Source organism: Atopobium sp. oral taxon 810 str. F0209, from assembly GCF_000466405.1.
In the GTDB taxonomy this organism is placed as follows: Bacteria; Actinomycetota; Coriobacteriia; order Coriobacteriales; family Atopobiaceae; genus Olegusella.
Window position 1 is genome coordinate 1 of record NZ_KE952970.1, and the last position, 17,416, is coordinate 17,416.

At 57.6% G+C, this 17,416-nt stretch carries 13 protein-coding genes; 4 read left to right on the forward strand and 9 right to left on the reverse strand.

The genetic code is table 11. From position 1 onward, the window contains the following. The 3 genes from HMPREF9069_RS08285 to HMPREF9069_RS09485 all read left to right on the forward strand — a co-directional run. A partial coding sequence (locus HMPREF9069_RS08285) for a TraX family protein (protein ID WP_021626821.1) occupies nucleotides 1-629 on the forward strand: 629 nt, incomplete at its 5' end. Between the two features lie 111 nt (nucleotides 630-740). Further along, nucleotides 741-1,208, forward strand: coding sequence for an N-acetyl-gamma-glutamyl-phosphate reductase (locus tag HMPREF9069_RS09480; protein WP_198009754.1), 468 nt, complete (start codon nucleotides 741-743; stop codon nucleotides 1,206-1,208). Continuing rightward, on the forward strand, nucleotides 1,205-1,678 hold the full coding sequence (locus HMPREF9069_RS09485; protein WP_021626823.1) for an N-acetyl-gamma-glutamyl-phosphate reductase: 474 nt from the start codon (nucleotides 1,205-1,207) through the stop codon (nucleotides 1,676-1,678). The genes HMPREF9069_RS09480 and HMPREF9069_RS09485 overlap by 4 nt, the downstream gene beginning before the upstream one ends. Nucleotides 1,679-1,975: 297 nt before the next feature. Here HMPREF9069_RS09485 and HMPREF9069_RS08295 read toward each other — a convergent pair whose 3' ends face one another. Together HMPREF9069_RS08295 and HMPREF9069_RS08300 are read right to left on the reverse strand one after the other, a co-directional pair. Continuing rightward, nucleotides 1,976-2,794 carry an HAD hydrolase family protein gene (locus tag HMPREF9069_RS08295; protein ID WP_232204073.1) on the reverse strand — a complete coding sequence of 273 codons (819 nt, stop codon included), beginning with the start codon at nucleotides 2,792-2,794 and terminating at the stop codon, nucleotides 1,976-1,978. A 124-nt stretch (nucleotides 2,795-2,918) separates the two neighbouring features. Then, nucleotides 2,919-4,544, reverse strand: coding sequence for an alpha-glucoside-specific PTS transporter subunit IIBC (locus HMPREF9069_RS08300; protein WP_035438964.1), 1,626 nt, complete (start codon nucleotides 4,542-4,544; stop codon nucleotides 2,919-2,921). Nucleotides 4,545-4,896: 352 nt separating this feature from the next. On the opposite strand from HMPREF9069_RS08300, the gene HMPREF9069_RS08305 reads away from it, so the two are divergent. Next, nucleotides 4,897-5,622: a GntR family transcriptional regulator gene (locus HMPREF9069_RS08305; RefSeq protein WP_009278007.1), complete on the forward strand. Its 726-nt coding sequence runs from the start codon at nucleotides 4,897-4,899 to the stop codon at nucleotides 5,620-5,622. 78 nt (nucleotides 5,623-5,700) lie between these two features. Here the strand turns inward: HMPREF9069_RS08305 and HMPREF9069_RS08310 are convergent, their stop codons facing one another. From HMPREF9069_RS08310 to guaA, 7 genes are all read right to left on the reverse strand, one after another. After that, on the reverse strand, nucleotides 5,701-7,959 hold the full coding sequence (locus tag HMPREF9069_RS08310; RefSeq protein ID WP_035438967.1) for a glycogen/starch/alpha-glucan phosphorylase: 2,259 nt from the start codon (nucleotides 7,957-7,959) through the stop codon (nucleotides 5,701-5,703). Nucleotides 7,960-8,042: 83 nt separating this feature from the next. After that, complete coding sequence (gene malQ / locus HMPREF9069_RS08315) at nucleotides 8,043-9,548, reverse strand: 4-alpha-glucanotransferase (RefSeq protein WP_021626827.1); 1,506 nt, start codon at nucleotides 9,546-9,548, stop codon at nucleotides 8,043-8,045. A 454-nt stretch (nucleotides 9,549-10,002) separates the two neighbouring features. Beyond that, the gene (locus HMPREF9069_RS08320) at nucleotides 10,003-11,574 is read right to left on the reverse strand and encodes an IS1182 family transposase (RefSeq protein WP_051317837.1); all 1,572 of its coding nucleotides are present in this window, start codon (nucleotides 11,572-11,574) and stop codon (nucleotides 10,003-10,005) included. Between the two features lie 423 nt (nucleotides 11,575-11,997). Then, nucleotides 11,998-12,681: a B3/B4 domain-containing protein gene (locus HMPREF9069_RS08325; RefSeq protein ID WP_021626830.1), complete on the reverse strand. Its 684-nt coding sequence runs from the start codon at nucleotides 12,679-12,681 to the stop codon at nucleotides 11,998-12,000. Nucleotides 12,682-13,268: 587 nt separating this feature from the next. After that, nucleotides 13,269-13,703 (reverse strand): hypothetical protein, encoded by a 435-nt coding sequence (locus HMPREF9069_RS08330; protein WP_021626831.1) that lies wholly within the window; start codon nucleotides 13,701-13,703, stop codon nucleotides 13,269-13,271. Nucleotides 13,704-14,184: 481 nt separating this feature from the next. Then, nucleotides 14,185-14,706 (reverse strand): ASCH domain-containing protein, encoded by a 522-nt coding sequence (locus HMPREF9069_RS09140; protein WP_156894201.1) that lies wholly within the window; start codon nucleotides 14,704-14,706, stop codon nucleotides 14,185-14,187. A 969-nt stretch (nucleotides 14,707-15,675) separates the two neighbouring features. Continuing rightward, nucleotides 15,676-17,268: a glutamine-hydrolyzing GMP synthase gene (guaA, locus tag HMPREF9069_RS08340; RefSeq protein ID WP_021626833.1), complete on the reverse strand. Its 1,593-nt coding sequence runs from the start codon at nucleotides 17,266-17,268 to the stop codon at nucleotides 15,676-15,678. Nucleotides 17,269-17,416 lie beyond the last annotated feature (148 nt).

Below are 17,416 nucleotides of genomic sequence, written 5' to 3' on the forward strand. Positions count from 1 at the left end.
TGCCCAGCTCGCGCATGAGCTTGCGCACCCATGACAGGAGGCGCTACGCGCTCAGGCTCTGGGGAGTCGGCCTCTTCGTGGCAGCGGGCAACCTTGTCGTGGGGCGGCTGACCAACCACCCGGTGTCCTTGATGAGCCACACCATCATCCTCACGCTCGCCCTTGGCTACAGCGTGATCTGGGCCATCGACGAGGGCCGCAGGCAAGGTGGTGCGAAGGGTGGACGGCTGCTCGCCCTTGCCGCTGCACTCGGCATAGCGGGCGCCCTCTTCGCCCCCGTCGAGGGCTTCGTCCAGGTGCTGTTCGTGATGCTGGCCTCCTACCTGCTTCACGACGCAAAAGGGGGCCGTGCCAAGCTCTGCCTCTGCCTGGTCCTCGGGAGCGCCGCCCTAGCCTGCCTCTACACACCGATCCTCCACCCGAGCACGGCAAGTGCCGTAGACTGGGAGATGTCCCTGGGCCTCAACGCGGACTGGGCGCAGTTCATGGCCGTCCCCTTCATCCTTTTGTATAACGGCGAGCGCGGCCCGAAGGACACGCTCAGCAAGTGGCTGTTCTACCTGGGCTATCCCGCACACCTCTGGGCGTTCGCCGTCATAGGCATGCTGCTTGGCATCCCCTCGTTCTAGCCTCCCGACAAGGCCGGACAAGCGAGGACCCTAGGCCCACGTTGCCCTAGAATGGTCGCAGGATCACTCGACTGGCATCAAAAAGCCAGATGGCGCACGGGAGGAACTCGCATGAGCAGGACCAAGGTGTATATCGATGGCCAGAGCGGCACCACAGGACTCCAGATCCACGGCCGCATCGAGGCGCGCGAGGATCTCAGGCTGCTACGCATCAGCGATGAGAGGCGTCATGAAGTTAAGGAGCGCCGCAAATTCCTGAACGATGCTGACATCGTCTTTTTGTGCCTACCCGACGAGGGGGCACGCCAGGCGGGCTCGCTCGTCGAGAACCCCGACGTCTGCATCATCGACGCATCCACGGCACACCGCACCACCAACGGGTGGGTCTACGGCTTTCCCGAACTCTCTCTGGGGCAGCGTCGCGCCATCGCCTCGAGCAGGCGCATCGCCAACCCGGGCTGCCATGCCACCGGCCTCGTCTCTGTCGCAGCGTCGCTCGTCCGCATGGGTATCCTGCCCACCGACTATCCCCTCTGCTGCTTCTCCCTCACAGGTTACTCGGGCGGGGCAAGCGTATGATCGCCCGCTACGAGGAGGACGGGCGCGACGACGCCCTCGACGCTCCCGGCCTCTACGGCCTCGACCTCGCACACAAACACCTGCCCGAGGTGCAGAGGGTCTGCGGCCTTGCCCAGCCCCCCGTGCTCGTGCCCGTCGTCGATGACTACCGTCAGGGCATGGCCACCACCATCATGCTGCACAGTCGTCTGCTTAAGGGCGCGCCAAGCGCGAGGGAGGTCTGCGAGGAGCTACGAAGATACTACGCGGACCAGTACTTCGTGAGCGTCATGCCGTTTGACCCCACGCCTCCCACGATCCACGCGAACGAGCTCGTCAGCACCAATCGGCTGCGCATCACCGTCTGCGGAAACGCGGAGCGCATCAGCGTGACGGCACTCTTCGACAACCTGGGCAAGGGGGCTGCGGGCGCAGCCGTACAGAACATGAACATCGCGCTCGGCCTCGACGAGACAACCGGCCTGGAGTAGCCCGCAGGCCCGGTGGTCGGCACCGCATCTGGCTCCGCGCTCCCTGCCCCCGAAGGGCAACCCCCAATGCTTGAAGAACAGCAGGGGACGTCCCTCAGTCGAGCGGTCGGTGGGCAGCTAGGCGGTAGGCTAGCGAGCCGAGTAGCGTCCATGCGCACCTCCAGGAAATCCGGTCAAATCTTGGGCTAGCGTACCCATTTGGCCGGATTGATGGCCGGATTGGCGCGACCGCTCGACAGGTGGCGCAGCAAACCGCAGCAAGCTCAGCGACCCGCTGCGGTCCCCTGCCAGCCAGGCTCACACGAGCTGCAGGTGCTCGAGGCCCGAGGCTACCCCGTCTTCCAACACCGAATCGGTGACGTAGTCCGCGAGGCGCTTGACCTCGGGGATGGCGTTGCCCATGGCCACGCTCACGTCCACCTCAGAGAAGAGCGTGAGGTCGTTCTCCGAGTCACCGAAGCCATAGGTCACTCCTACGTCATCACCAAGATGTGAGAGGACCGCCTTGATGCCGGCCTTCTTGGTATTGCACGCGAGGCCGACCTCGGAGTTCTGCATCTCGAGGCGACTGGCGACCAGCTGGGAACCCAGCTGGGGGTCAGCGACGAGCTCGTCTGCGGCGGAACTGCGGATGACCAGCTTGTAGGCACAGCCGTCCGGGAGCTGTCCGATTGCCTCGTCCATCGTGTCTGGCGTGCCGGAGCGCCTGCCCAAGGCTCCTCCGCGCAGCTCGACGGCACCGTGGGCGGACTCTATCAGCGCGCCGTAGCCACCTGCAGCCAGGACCCTGTCGATGTGGGCGAGGACGTCGGCCGACAGGGGGCGATCGCGCAACACCTTATCGCCCATCGTCACGTAGGCGCCCGCCAACGCAATGATGCCGCTGAACGGCAATGAGGCCAGGTCGGGGTGGATACCCACAGGCGAGCGCCCGGAGCACAGAAACGCGTGGTTGCCACGGGCGACCAGGCTGCGGATGGCTGCGGCGACGCGCGGACTGGGCGTGGGCGACAGGCCCCTCTCCCACTCGGGCAGCGCATCGCGCTTGTTGGGATCGGTCCACCCAAGGGTTCCGTCGATGTCGAAGAAGACCGTCGCTTTGCCTGATTGTGCCATGACACTCCCCATCTCAGTAGCCGCCCCAGCGCGAAGCGGACGTTGCAACCGATCAACCACCGGGGACCCACGACAGCCGCACGGGACCCCGGTGGAAGCTTACGCCCTCGGGACAAGCAAATCCCTAGTCATTGCCGACGAGCTTGTCGAAGCGCTCGCGGACCTTCGTCACACTGAGACCGATGATCACCTGCATGGCCTTGCCGTTCTTGGAGATGCCCATGGTGCCGATGGACTTGAAGTCCTTGTCCTCGGCTACCTTGGTCTCGTCCTTCACGTTCACGCGCAGGCGTGTGACGCAGTTGGTGACGTCCACGATATTGTCCACGCCACCCAAGAGGTCAAGGATGTTCGCGGCAAGAACCATCTTCTCGTCGCTCGTGTCGATGTCGGGTGCGGAAGAGCCGGCCTCGTCGGCGTCCTCGGAGCCGACAGACTGCGCCATCCCATGTGCCTTGCGGAACTCCTTCTTGGAGCCGAACTTTATCTCCTCGTTTTCCTCACGGCCAGGAGTCTTGAAGTCAAACTTCAGAATAAGGAAACGGAAGATAAAGAAGTAGATGGCCGTGAAGGCAAGGCCGACGGGAATGGCCATCAGGTACGTGAGGCCATGCGAGGCAGCAAGCGGTATGAAGTTGAACGACGCCATCTCGATGAGTCCGCCCGAGAACACGCCCACGATGCCGATTAGGTTCATGCAGGTCGAGAGCAAAGACGCGAGCAGGGCGTGGACAGCAAACAGCGGGGGCGCGACGAAGAGGAAGGTAAACTCAATGGGCTCGGTCACGCCGCACAGGACAGCAGTGATGGTGATCGGGATCAAAAGGGCAAGGAGCTTCTTACGATTGGACTTCTTCGCCGTGACATAGAACGCTGCGGCGACGCCGGGCATACCGAAGATCTTGGACCAACCCGTCGCAGTGATGGCGCCCCAAGGAGCGAGCTCCTTGAGGGAGGCGGTAGAGGCAGCGAGCTGGGGCAAGGCCTTGGCCCACTCCGCGTAGATACCCCCATTGACGGCCACGTTGTCGTAGTAGAACGGGGCATAGAGCAGGTGGTGGAGGCCGAAGGGGATGAGCAGCCGCTCGAAGAAGACGAAGATCGTGACCCCCCAGGTGCCCGCACTCATGATGACACCCTGAAACACATGCATGCCAACCTGCACCTTGGGCCACAGCAGCACAGAGATGATGGCGCAGGGGAGCATAGCAAAGAAGGCGACCATGTAGACAAAGGTGGAGCCCGAGAACACGCCCAGCCACTCAGGAAGCTCGGTGTCAAAGTACTTGTTGTGCAGGCTGATGACCACCCCAGAGATGAGCAGGGCTCCAACCATGCCCATGTCCAGCGTCTTGATGCCGCCTATCGTCGCCAAACCAGAGGCGTTTCCGACCTCGGCGGTGAAGTCGACGCCCAAGGCCGGACCCCAAGCAGTTAGGATAGCATTTACGAAGTAGTTGAATGTGAGGTACGAGACGAGGACCTCCATGCAGCAGCGACCGCTCTGCTTGCGGGCAAGACCAATGGGCAGGGCGATGGCAAAGAGCAGCGGGAGCTGGTTGAAGACGGTCCAACCTCCGGCCAAAATCACGCTCCATACGTTGTACCAGGTGGTACCCTTGGCCGCTATCGGCCCCACAATTATCTCTGTGGAAAATAGGGTTCCCAATCCCACGACAATGCCCGCGAAGGCAAACAGCAGAACTGGCGTGAACATCGCCCCGCCAAACTTCTGGATCTTCTGCATCATGGCGCGTGTCCCTTCTCTGAGTGCGAGCTCGATGCTGCCCCGTGACCGACCTCTTCGGTCATCTTGTTTGAACAAGTATAGCAGCTTCTTGGACATGTTGTTCAAACAAGTCATATTTTTTGGCACCTATCCCAAGCGATTCGCGTCACTGCCCAGTCTTGCCGGGTGATTTGCTTTGAACTCGGCGGGCATCCCACTTCCTGGATTTTTCATCCATATGCGCGGGAGGGGGAGTTCCATCAGGACGGTTGTGGTACAAGGTAACTATGTGCTCACAATCGATCTAGACAAGGTGCGCCCGAGACACTCGAGGCCTGCGCCAAGACGACGACCACGCAGTGAGGAACACGCGATGCCCAAGGCGCTCTTCGAAGACATATATCTAAGTATTAGGGAGAAGATCAAGGACGGAACCTATCCCTACCAATCGTTTATACCCTCTGAGAGCGAGCTTATCGGCGTGTACTCCTGCTCGAGGAACACCGTCCGCCGAGCGCTTGCCATCCTAGCCGACGAGGGCTTCGTGCAACCCATCCACGGCAAGGGCGTCCGAGTCATCTGGTACTCTGACTACCGCGACGTCATCGGTTCCTTCGATGGGCTCTACTCCTTCGAGGAGTATGCGGCGCACAACGACATGAGGCCGGGCACCATCGTGAGGGAGTTCGAGCGGCTCGTCTGCGGGAAGGGACTTGCCGGATACACGGGCTTCGACGAGGGAACCGAGCTCTATCGCATGGTCCGCACCCGTAGTCTGGACGGTTTCACCTGCCAGATAGACACCAGCTACCTCCTCGCCGACATCATCCCCGACCTCTCCCCCACGATCGCCGAGAGTTCCGTGTACAAGTATCTAGAGGAGGAGCTGGGCATGAGGATACTCACCAGCCGCCGCCAGATAACAGTCGGCCTCGCCAACGAGGAGGACCGACGGTACCTCAACCTGGGTCCCTTCAACTGCGTCGCCGTCGTCGAGAACCAGACATACAACTCGGACGGCCTCATGTTCGAGTTCACCCAGGTGCGCAGCCATCCCGACACGTTCAGGTACTGCGTGGTCTCGAGGCGCCAAGCCTGAGCCCCTCGCTCCGCCGCGTACTCCTAGAGCGGGTCTGGCCCGAGGCGGGGACGTACGCCGCCCCGGGCCACGCTAGGTCTATGACAGGCGCCAGATGTCCTCGTCGTACTGCGCGATGGTGCGATCGGAGGAGAACGTGCCCGCCATGGCCACGTTCACGAGCGCCTTCTGGATCCAAGCATGACGATCCTCGTAATCCCCATACACCCGCTCCTTCAGCTGGATGTACTCCTCAAGGTCCAAGAGGGCCATGAACCAGTCCTTGTTGACAATGTCATCGTGTAGGCGGCGCAGACGCTCGGCGTCACCCGTCGCCATGAACCGGGGGTTCGTAATGAAGTCCACGAGCAGCTTGACACCAGGCCGGCTATAGTGCGCGGACGCGTCGTAGGCGCCCTCGGCGTAGAGGCGCTCCACCTCCTGGCTCGACGCACCAAAGGTGTAGATGTCATTCTTGCCCACCAGCTCGGCAATCTCGACGTTGGCGCCGTCGAGCGTGCAGAGGGTCACGGCGCCGTTGAGCATGAACTTCATGTTGGAGGTACCGCTCGCCTCCTTGCTCGCCAGCGAGATCTGCTCGGAGATGTCAGCTGCGGGGATGAGGTGCTCCGCCGCCGTGACGTTGTAGTTCTGGACCATGAGGACCTGCAGGTACGGAGAAACATCGGGGTCCTGGGCCACCCAATCGGACAGCGTGAGGATGAGGTGGATGATGTCCTGGGCGATAACGTAGGCGGGTGCCGCCTTCCCGCCAAAGACGATCGTGATGGGGCGTGCGGGCAGATTGCCGTTCTTGATGTCCAGGTACTTCCAGATGATGTAGAGCGCGAGCATCTGCTGTCGCTTATATTCGTGGATACGCTTCACCTGCACGTCGATGATCGCGTCCTCGGGAATGCGCGCGCCCTGGTTTTCGAGCATGAACTGCCGCATGCGCCCCTTGGCGCTATCCTTCGCCCTCTCGAACCCCTCTATCACGGCCTTATCGTCCAAGTGCTCCTTAAGCGGCGTGAGGTCCGCGCTCTTGTGCCAGTCCGTACCGATGGTATCGTCCAAAAGTCCGGTGAGCTCAGGGTTGCAGCCCATGATCCAGCGGCGAAACGTAATGCCGTTCGTCTTGTTGCTGAACTTCTCGGGATAGATCTTATAGAAGGGTGCGAGCTCCGTGTCCTCCAAGATCTTGGTGTGGAGCGCCGCTACCCCATTGACGCTGCAGCCAAAGTGGATCGCCAGGTTTGCCATGTGGACCACGTCATCCTGGATGATGGCAACTGCGGGATCAGCGTAACGCTCCTTGGCGATAAGGTCGAGCTTCACGATAATGTCAGCTATCTTAGGAGCAACGGTCTTGAGGAACTTGATGGGCCACTTCTCGAGGGCCTCGGCCAAGATCGTGTGGTTGGTGTAGGCGACCATCTTCTCGACCATCGCGACGGCCTCGTCGAAGCCCATGCCATGCTCCTCGGTAAGCAGGCGAATGAGCTCGGGGATGACCATCGTGGGATGCGTGTCATTGATCTGCACCATGACATAGTCGGGCAGGTCACTCAGGTCGCTGCCACGTTCCAGCGCCTCGCGCAGGATGAGCTGGGCCGCGTTGCTCACCATGAAATACTGCTGGTACACGCGAAGCAGACGTCCCTTTTCGTCCGAGTCGTCGGGGTAGAGGAAGAGCGTGAGGTTCTTCTTGACCTCGTCCTTGTCAAACTCTATCGAGTCGGCGGGGACCAGCGAGTCATCCACGCCCTCGAGGTCGAAGAGCCTCAGGCGATTCTTGGTTGGACGGCCGTAGCCCGTCACGTCGATGGAATAGAGTCGCGACCTCACGTTGAAGTCACCGAACACCACATTGAAGCTCACGCCCTCGTCGTTGAGGACGGCCTGCCTGTCGAGCCACCCATCGGGAAGCGCCCGCTGCTGCTTGTCGCGAAACTCCTGACGAAACAGACCGTAGTGGTAGTTAAGGCCCACGCCGTCACCGGGAAGACCCAGGGTTGCTATGGAGTCCAGGAAGCACGCGGCGAGCCTGCCCAGGCCACCGTTTCCCAATGACGGCTCCACCTCAAGCTCCTCGACCTTGTTAAGGTCATGCCCAGCCGCCTCGAGCTGGGCCTTGACCTCATCGTAAAGGCCAAGGTTGATGAGATCACTAATCAGCAACTTGCCGATAAGAAACTCCGCGGACAGGTAGTAGAGGCGCCGCTTGCCGGCATTGGGAGGCAGCTTGGCGCTGCGCTGCCTCACGATGCCCTGCAGCATGGCGCAGATCTGCTCGTCGCTCAGGGCCTCCAGGTCAAGGCCGTAGCTGTCGTGGGCGCAGGTGTTCAGACTCAACATGTGTCTTCCTCTTTTCAGTCTATTGCTGTGCGTAAGGACGCCGACCGGACGATCCGGGGCGCTTGGTTGTGCGAATGGCCTCATCACGCCGGGAGCTCGGGCGGCCGTGCTCCGGGGACGCGAAAGTAGGTCTGGGTGAGGTCGAGGAGGGCTTCCTCGACGGCTCGGGTGATGGCACCCTCCCTCATGCGCCAGTCCCAGTTTCCACCTAAGACGGCTGGCACATTGATGCGCGCCTCGTCTCCTAGGTCAAGTAGGTCCTGCATGGTGTAGATGCAGGTGTCACTGACGGATGCGGCGATGGCGCGGTTGAACGCAGCCCCCACGGGCTCGCCCTTGGCCCGCCTGGTGTAGCGGTCCGCCTGTTCGCGCTGGCGCGGGGTCGCCGTGTTCTCGTACCAGCCACGAACGGTCTGGTTGTCGTGGGTACCCACGTACGCGATGGTGTTAGGCGTGTAATGGTGGGGCAGATAATACGAGTCGCTGTTGCCATCGAAGGCAAACTGCAAGATCTTCATGCCGGGAAAGCCCGTGTCCTCGCGCATCTTGATGACCTCCGGAGTCATGAACCCCAAGTCCTCCGCAATGATGGGGAGCTTGCCCAGCTGCCGTGTCAGCTCGTCGAAGAGTGCCGTGCCAGGACCCTTGCTCCAAGAGCCAGCCGCAGACGTCGCAGAGCCAAAGGGCACGTCCCAGTAGGACTCGAAGCCCCGGAAGTGGTCGATGCGCACAATGTCGTACATCTTAAGGCTCATGCGCATGCGCTCGACCCACCAGGAGTAGTGATCCTGGGCCATGGCGTCCCAGTCGTAGATTGGGTTACCCCAGTACTGTCCTGTTGCGGAGAACTGATCGGGCGGAGTGCCCGCAACGCTCGTGGGACTCCCGTCCTCACCGACCCTGAAGAGCTGCGGCATTGCCCACATCTCGACGGAATCGCGCGAGACGTAGATGGGCATGTCGCCCACGATAAGCACTCCGCGCTCGTTCGCGTAGCCCTTCAGGCTCTCCCACTGCTTGAAGAAGAAGTACTGCGTCATCAGGTGGTACTGGTAGTGGTGCTCACGCTTGGCGCTCAGGTCCCGCGACGCCTTCCCCGGGTTGCGATACTGCTGTGGCCACTCGTGGAAGGCCTTAAGGCCGAACTCCTCCTTGACGGTCATGAACTCGCAGTAGCTGTCAAGCCAACTGGCGTGCCTGCGTGAGAACTCGTCTAAGTCCGAGGGGGGGTCCTGCATGAAGCGTGCCGTCGCACGCTCGAGCACCTTCCTGCGCGCGACGAAGATCGTGGCGTAGTCGATGCGCGTCGGGTCATCCCCGAACTTTACGCCCTCAAGGTCGTCGCGCTTCAGGTAGCCCAGCTTTACCAGCTCGTCCAGATCGATGAAGTTGGGGTTGCCCGCGTAGGCGCTGAACGACTGGTACGGCGAATCACCGTAGCCCGTCGTGGTCAGCGGCAGGATCTGCCAGTAGCGTTGCGAGCAGCGGCTCAAGAAGTCGACGAACTCATAGGCCTTCGGCCCGAACGAGCCGATGCCATACCTCCCAGGCAGCGCAAAGATTGGCATCAACACTCCACTTGCTCGCATGGCATCCTCTTCTCTCCTAGACCCACAGGTCAATTGTAACGGATACTCACCACGGTCGCGCGACCACTGCACGATCGTTCGCTACCGCTACTCACAGACAGGCTCGTCACTCAGATTCGCAGACACGCTCCTTCGTATAGGTGCATTACTCGTTTGAACAAGTTCTCATTCGTGATCCTTTCTGTTTTATTCTCGCAAACGGCTTTTAGGCATAAAACCCCATGCAAGTACATATACTTTACCCTCCTGAAAAACGCAAGCTAAATCTGCGTGCGAGACGCAAAGCCAATGTGCGGAATGCCAGAACATGGACGGAAAAGACCGCTACCTTTTGCTGCTTTTCCGGATGGGGCTGTATCAAAAGTCCCTTTCCTTGCAGGAGAAGCTCGGTCTATCCGAGCTTCTCTGTGTTTTCTAACTGACTTCTCATCCGTATACGAAAAGTTGTGAGGCTTTATGCTCCAGCCCAGGCTATCTTCTTCATGATCTTTCTAATGTTGTGTCCCATAGCTATTAATCTAAATTCAAGTTCTACTTTCTCAATACTTCTTAGGCTGAATCTCGTGAAGAGCATATTGCGTTTTATATCCCCAAACACGGTTTCAACATCCACAGCGCGTTTCTTTCGCAATTTCGTTTTGGTTTCTGAGCATAGCAGCTCGCTTGCTCTCTCCTTATATTTACGGAGCTTCGAATTGATTCGAATAACTTTTTGGTAGGAAGAATTGGGGTTCTTCATGCATTTGTGCTTGCCTGTGCAATTGCTGCAATCGATACAACGATACTCCCGGAAGCTGGTATGAAACCCTAAGTCGCTAACACTATCCCTCACACGCTCAAAGACAAGCCTGCGACCTTCGGGGCATGTGTATGAGTTGGATTTATCATCGAAGGGCCAATTTGCTATGCGGAAGGGATCATCTCTCCATTTCCTGTTCTTGATCTCTCTGAAGAACTCGCTGTGTTTCACATATGCGTTAACGCCCTTACCATTGAGGTAGGTGTAGTTCTCTTCGCTGCCATATCCTGCATCAGCTACTATGTTTTCCGGGAGCTTTCCAAACTCGTCTTCGAGGTGTTTAAGGTGAGGGATTGTACACGCCGTATCTCCTGGGCGCCGATGGACTGTTGAGCAGATGATGAACTGATCCGAAGTGCCGATTTGGATGTTATATCCTGCCTTGAGTTGGCCATTTCCCATGTAATCATCCTTCATTCGCATGAAGGTCGCATCATGGTCGGTCTTCGAATAGCTGTTACGATTAGCAAGAACTTTCTTTTGTCTCTCGTATTTCTCCATACGAGGAAGGAAGTCCTTCTCAATCATTTTCTGTGTATGCTTAAGTTCTTTGATCTTTTCTTTGTCACTTTTCTTCTTCTGTGTTCTGAGCCGTTGATTGATCTTTTCTGCTACCTCGCGGATCTTATCGGTATCAATCTGTTGAGGTTCATCGGGGGTAAGTTTTTCCTCTTCATCATTGAGTTCATCAATGGCTTTAAGATGTGCATGTATTTTAGCTTGTAGCTTTTCGGTATATCTATCGGTCGATTTAGCCCATACAAACGTAAACTTGTTCGCATTTGCCTCAAGCTTAGTGCCATCAAGGAAGTAGTTGTCGAGATTTACCATGCCACAATCGGAGAGCGTCAAGATAACGCTGGTGAAAACTTGTTCGAATACAGGACGAATGCGCTCTGAGCGAAAACGATTGATAGTGTTGTGTCTGAGTGGATGCATACCAGTAAGCCACATAAGATTGATATCCTCATTGGTTGCTTGGGCAATCTTGCGACTGGAATAGATTCCTTTCGCATACGAATAGAGGATTACTTTTAAGAGCATGCTGGGGTCATAGGCACTTGTGCCACCACCTGAGTAGAGTTCTGTAAAAATCTTACGATCAAGAGAATCGACCAAGGTATCAACAATACGTACCATAGCTTTTTTTGGAATAAGATCTGAGATATCGGGAGGAAGTAGCATCATCTGGTGTTGCATGACTGGCTTAAATACCTGGTTCGTCATGGGAGACTCCTCTTTCCCTGATAAGGATATTATACCATGGACCATATATATCCGCAGGTCAGAGCAGGTATATGTAACGTCTGATAGACACGGTAAGAATAAAGGGAAGGTCTTTTTGAGAAGCAGGAAGGCAACGATATATAAAGGGATTTAAGCCATATACCCATCGAGAGAAAGAGAGCCGGGACTACAACCCAGCTCTCTTTGTAAGGGGCTTTTGATACAGCCCCTTTTCATGAACGTCTGCGAACGTCGAGTGTCACGCCGCGCTCTATGCTGCACATGATGGCATTGCACGTCGTGCGTCGCCGCCAAGGGCATAGGCAGCTGCAAGGACTCTTTGGGCATTACGCACGCTCGCAACTCGGGGGCAGCGGTAGCCCTGCGGCTTCCTCGCAAAGTCCGCTTGGAAATCAGCTTTGCCTAGCACTCCTCGGCATGTATGACCTGCGTCTCGAACTCCATGGCCGGCATGCACTCCGACAGGTCAGCCTGAATTCTCCCGAGCGCATCTAGGCGCATCTCGACGGAGGTGTTTGCGTTCCCCTGTATGATAAAGACTGCATTTTGTGTCTCATCAGCAAACTTGTAGTTCTCTCCGTCACGAACGTCCAGCCATGCCATGATTCCCTCTGTGTCACGGTAGACGTAATCCGTCTTGGCAACATGCTTTGCCTTGGACAGAATTGGAAGGAAGGTCCCCTCTTCCTTGTTGACGGTAAACTCTATCTGTCCGTGAACCTTATCGAGATCGTGCCCGCCGATCGCCAGCAGCGAATGCAGTGACTCAACGTTGTAGATGTCGATAACGCTGTTGATGCGCGGTAGGGAGCCGCGATGCTGGACGTTTCGAATAAGCGCCGGAACAGTGGGGGGATTTCTCTTCACACTGCGCCCCACGCGCTGCAGCAGGTTCTTGTAGCCCTGGATAACGGGATGGCTCGATACCTCGTCGACATCGCACCTCAGCGCCCAGTCCTCCATCTTCCTCTGTTTCTTCAAAAATGAGTCAGATAACGTTGCCTGTGGATCTACGTTGCGCGCAATCCCAACCACAACGTGCTGTATCCCAAGCGCCGCCATGCTCTTGTCGATATGGAATCTCATGGGAAACGTACCTCCATAACTGTGGGCCGAGCCCTCACGTTACGTTTGGGGAACGGCCGTCTGACCGCACACCCACCTACCTTGGGCATCATAGCATCCTTGCTGGGCTCGGGGGGTGTTCGAGCGGACCGCATGTGCTGGAGGTGGATTGAGCTTAGGGTGGTAGAGCGCAGGGAACGGTACGGGTGACATCTGACGCCGCGATCGAGGGACGCCTCGAACAGGCGAGAAGAGACGCGTGCGAGCCTGAGGTAAGCTAACGGCTTTTTTAGCTCCCTGTTTCCGGATGACCCTCACCCGCCCGTGCAGGGCTCGATAATGCGCTCGATCGCCTCCTCCGTGGGGTGGCCACGGCAGCGCAGGAGCTCGGCGCCTCCGTCGTCCACCGTGACGGTTGGCAGGTAGTCTACGTGCCGGTCCCTGGCCGCGCACGGGCGCTATAAAGCCGTAGCCCGCGACCCTGGCGTACGAGGAGCAGGCGGCGCGACGGACGACCTTTCTCATGCATCCTCCCCGCGCAATTGGGTATACTCAGTGCGAAGGGGTACACCCACCCAGCTAATTGGGAGGGCAAGGCCCCTTTCTCATTAGCGTCTGAGGAAGAGCGAGCTGGCACCGTCCCTGAAGATGTAAATAACGTTCGCGGCGTACCTCCTCATCCTGCGCCTAATCTCATCGACAATCTCCGACTCACTCCGCATGCCACCGTACGAGGTCATGACCACCCTCGTCTCATTGGGGGCGTCAAGCCCGAGCCTCACCCACTTGTGGTAGGCGTTCCTCATGTTGTCCTCGATGGCATGCTTGCCGTCGCCGACGTTTTTCATCTCCCAGAGCTGCCCGAACTCACCGAGCCTCAGGTCGATGTTAGCGGGCTTCTCAAGGTCCTCGTCCAGCACTTCGACTTGATAGCCGAGTGATTCCAGATGGCTGACGCATGTTTGCTCGTTTCCCGTAAGCCTTTCCTTCGGCTTCCCATACCTGACGGAGCCCCTGCCCGGAACCGGGTGCAGCGGATTCACTGCCTCATTGCCTCCGACCCTCCTTCAGTCCACCTGATCGCGCGCCCACGCTTCCCAGTCGTCCACGGCGGGCGCTATCTGGCAGCAGGACCTCGGGTGTAGCAGCAGCGTCGTCCCACCCTCGCGCCGTCGATCGGGAAGGCCTTGCCGACGAGCGCTGAGCAGACCTCGCAGGCCCTCTCGTCACCGGCAGGCTCGACCCTGCGCCCGCTGAGTCTCTCGCGATCCCGGAGCTTGCGTGCTCGCCGTTCAGCTACACCCCGGATGAGGCGTACTGAAGTTGGATGGCGCGTCCCCCGGCAAGAGGCCGAGGCCTGGACGTACCGCCATCTTTTCGCGGTGGTCGCCTCGACAACGTCAAGAGTATCGCTCTTGACGATATCCCCCTCTACAGCAGGGGCGCGATGCTCGTCTTCGAGGGTCACCCCCGCTCGCGCGGGAGGGCGTACGTAATGCGACCATGGACCGGGCGGCTGTTGGGTCAGCGCAGGCCCGAGAAGTCCCAGACCTCGCGCGCGGAGTCGTCGCGCCCAAAGTAGACGAGGGGCTTGTAAACGCGCTCCAGCACGTCGACGTCATCCCCGTCCCAGATCACGTGTATGAACTCGTCGGGCACGTCGAAGATGTTGAGCCTCCCCTTGACGGGGAATGGCTCGACGTACCTCAGGCCGTCAAGGCGCCAGGCGTAGCACAGCTTGTCGGGCATCCCGTCCAAGCAGGCGTCGTCGAGGTCATCCTTGGTGAGTGGGGCTATCGACTCGAGGGAGACGACGCAGAGAGCGTGGCCCAGTATCCCTCCGGGCTCCTTTCGGGCGGACGAGCAGATCAGCGGGTCCCCGCGATAGGAGGTCCTCCAGGTCCGGCACTCGACGGTCTTGGCGCCGTGCAGGATCGCCGTGGCCCACCACGGCCTGACGCTCAGTGCTTTCAATTTCTCTCCCCGGTCCCTATCGCATACGAGCAACCTTTCATATATCACATGGAAGGTAACCGTAGCAAGCATAGGTTCTTTGGCTCTGCCAGGATACATGGAGCTTTTGCAGGCAGACGATCACTTGGTTGAGGGCATGGCGGCGCGACCCGATCACCCGCTCCTGGAAGGTGCGGTGTCGGTTCCTCGTGAAGACAACACCCCATGAGAAATGGATCAGCTCAACCTGACGCATGAGCTGATGCTACGAGAGGGATGGGCGTTGGATAGATGGACGTCGGGTGTCATCCCCGTGCGCGAGAATTCTGTTGAAATTTTACCATGATTCGGGAAACATTCACGCATTCAGGAAGCGATTTAGGAAGAGATTCGCGAATAGCTTCCCGAATGTTTGAAAATAATCCTGCCGCTCAAATAGTGGGTATAGATTTACGGCTCGTACATTTATGCTTTATATCCGTAGAAGTTCAGCATGAAAGTACAATGGTGCGAAGTGCAACGATTGCAGAGGAGTCGCCACTCTCGCATTACTATTGCCGGTTTTCGGGGGCCAAAATGGGCCCAGAATCGTCTATTGCACACAGTGTTGAAAGTGACAAACGCTCTTTCGGAGGGCTTGAAAACGGCCCGAATTCATCGGAAATCGCCGAGTTTCGCGATTTGTCACTCTTCACTCCTACCTGCGATTTTGCAAAACGGAGAGCAAAAAGCGGGATGACTACAAAGTGACTACATGGTTCGGGTCAAAACGCGCTTGCGGTTAAATAACGCGAAGAAAATACTCTTCTCGCTTTGGCGTGTTTTGGCATCTAGACTCATCTCTTTGCAACGAGTCGCGACGCGTCACCCCTGCGTGGTGGAGTGAAGAGTATTTCTGTAGGTTAACACCCATAGATTAAGCCCCGAAATCCGAAGATTACGGGGCTTAATCGCGCTTGTCACTCACCAACAGTCCCGGTGGCTTTGTCCAATACGGGGCACTAGTTGTAAGCCACCGCGACTAGACGTGCAGCATGGGACTAGATGAAATAGGTTGTTTCCCTATTCCCACTCAATCGTCGCGGGTGGCTTGGGCGTGACATCATACGCAACGCGATTGACGCCAGCTACCTCGCCTACGATGCGTCCGCTAATGCGACCCAGCACGTCATACGGCAACTTTGCCCAGTCAGCTGTCATTGCATCGCTTGACTCTACGGCACGTACAATCACAGGACGCGCATAGGTGCGCTCATCTCCCATCACGCCAACGCTCTTAATATCAGGCAGCACCGCAAAATATTGCCAGCAACTATGCTCGCTATTCCTCTCGCCCGTCTCCTCAAAAAGACGCGCATTGTACGCATCTAACTCCTCACGCACAATAGCATCGGCATCGCGCAGGATAGCCAGCTTTTCGGGTGTTACTTCGCCAATAATACGAATCGCCAAGCCGGGACCTGGGAAAGGCTGACGATACACCATATCCTCTGGCAGCCCCAAGCTCACACCCAACTCATGCACTTCATCCTTGAAGAAGTGATCGAGAGGCTCAATCAAATCAAAATGCACACCCTCAGGAAAGGGAATCAGATTGTGGTGGCTCTTGATAGTACTTGCCTTACCGCCCGTCTTGCGCGCGCCACTCTCGATAATGTCGGGATAAATCGTGCCCTGTACCAGCATCTCAACATCGCCGATTTTCTTAGCCTCGTCAAAAAAGACCTTCCAGAACTCTGTACCAATCAAACGACGCTTTTCTTCCGGCTCAGTGACACCAGCAAGCAGATCCGCATAGCGCTGCTCAGCATGTACATGTACCAGTGGCACATTAAACTGCTTGCGAAAGACCTGCTCGACCATTTCTGGCTCGCCTTTGCGCAACATTCCATGGTTTACAAAAACGCAAGTCAACTGATCCCCAATAGCGCGATGCACCAGCGCTGCCACCACCGAGGAATCTACGCCACCGGAAAGCGCCAAGATAACCTTACGCTCCCCCACCTCAGCGCGAATCTGAGCAACTTTTTGCTCAACAATATTATTCATTGTCCAATCGGCCGCCAAGCCACACACGTTAAAGAGGAAGTTCTCAAGCATCTGACGCCCATACTCGGTGTGGCGCACCTCGGGATGAAACTGCATGGCATACAGCTTGCGCTCAGGACACTCCATCATCGCCACGGAACATACATCCGTGTGTGCCGTCACCTCAAAACCCTCAGGCGCACGAACCACACAATCACGGTGGCTCATCCACACGGTCTGACCATCAACTGGCGTATCCGCAAGAATCGCCGAGCGACCATCACGCAACAACATCGCTGGACCATACTCACCCGTAGCCGCATGTCCAACCTCGCCACCCAGTTTGACTGCCATAACCTGCTCACCATAACAAAAGCCCAGTACAGGCACCCCAAGCTCAAAAATTGATGCATCCATATCTGGTGCATCTTCGGCATAAACAGAAGCAGGGCCACCGGACAAAATAATTGCCGAAGGCTTCATATCAGCAAGCTCAGAAGCGGAAATATCACAGGGAACAATTTCCGAATACACCTGCAAATCGCGCACGCGACGTGCAATGAGCTGACCATACTGAGCGCCAAAGTCCAGCACTGCAACCCACTGCTGAGGCTTGTTGTTTGCCATACTTCCTCCATTCCGACACGCCGTCTACGGGCGCAATTATTTCCACCTGCACATAATAGGGCTATTGAGACCGCATACCATGGAGTAGGAACGTAATATATATGTTCATCGTGAGGGGATATGCGTCTGCTGATACCATTACATGGTT

Excerpts from the sequence above, each read along its gene's own strand:
- malQ (WP_021626827.1), bottom strand. The coding sequence starts at position 9,548 with ATGCGAGCAAGTGGAGTGTTGATGCCAATCTTTGCGCTGCCTGGGAGG.
- HMPREF9069_RS09140 (WP_156894201.1), bottom strand. The coding sequence starts at position 14,706 with ATGCTTGCTACGGTTACCTTCCATGTGATATATGAAAGGTTGCTCGTA.
- HMPREF9069_RS09485 (WP_021626823.1), top strand. The coding sequence starts at position 1,205 with ATGATCGCCCGCTACGAGGAGGACGGGCGCGACGACGCCCTCGACGCT.
- HMPREF9069_RS08310 (WP_035438967.1), bottom strand. The coding sequence starts at position 7,959 with ATGTTGAGTCTGAACACCTGCGCCCACGACAGCTACGGCCTTGACCTG.
- guaA (WP_021626833.1), bottom strand. The coding sequence starts at position 17,268 with ATGGCAAACAACAAGCCTCAGCAGTGGGTTGCAGTGCTGGACTTTGGC.
- HMPREF9069_RS08295 (WP_232204073.1), bottom strand. The coding sequence starts at position 2,794 with ATGGCACAATCAGGCAAAGCGACGGTCTTCTTCGACATCGACGGAACC.
- HMPREF9069_RS08300 (WP_035438964.1), bottom strand. The coding sequence starts at position 4,544 with ATGATGCAGAAGATCCAGAAGTTTGGCGGGGCGATGTTCACGCCAGTT.
- HMPREF9069_RS08320 (WP_051317837.1), bottom strand. The coding sequence starts at position 11,574 with ATGACGAACCAGGTATTTAAGCCAGTCATGCAACACCAGATGATGCTA.
- HMPREF9069_RS08325 (WP_021626830.1), bottom strand. The coding sequence starts at position 12,681 with ATGAGATTCCATATCGACAAGAGCATGGCGGCGCTTGGGATACAGCAC.
- HMPREF9069_RS09480 (WP_198009754.1), top strand. The coding sequence starts at position 741 with ATGAGCAGGACCAAGGTGTATATCGATGGCCAGAGCGGCACCACAGGA.
- HMPREF9069_RS08305 (WP_009278007.1), top strand. The coding sequence starts at position 4,897 with ATGCCCAAGGCGCTCTTCGAAGACATATATCTAAGTATTAGGGAGAAG.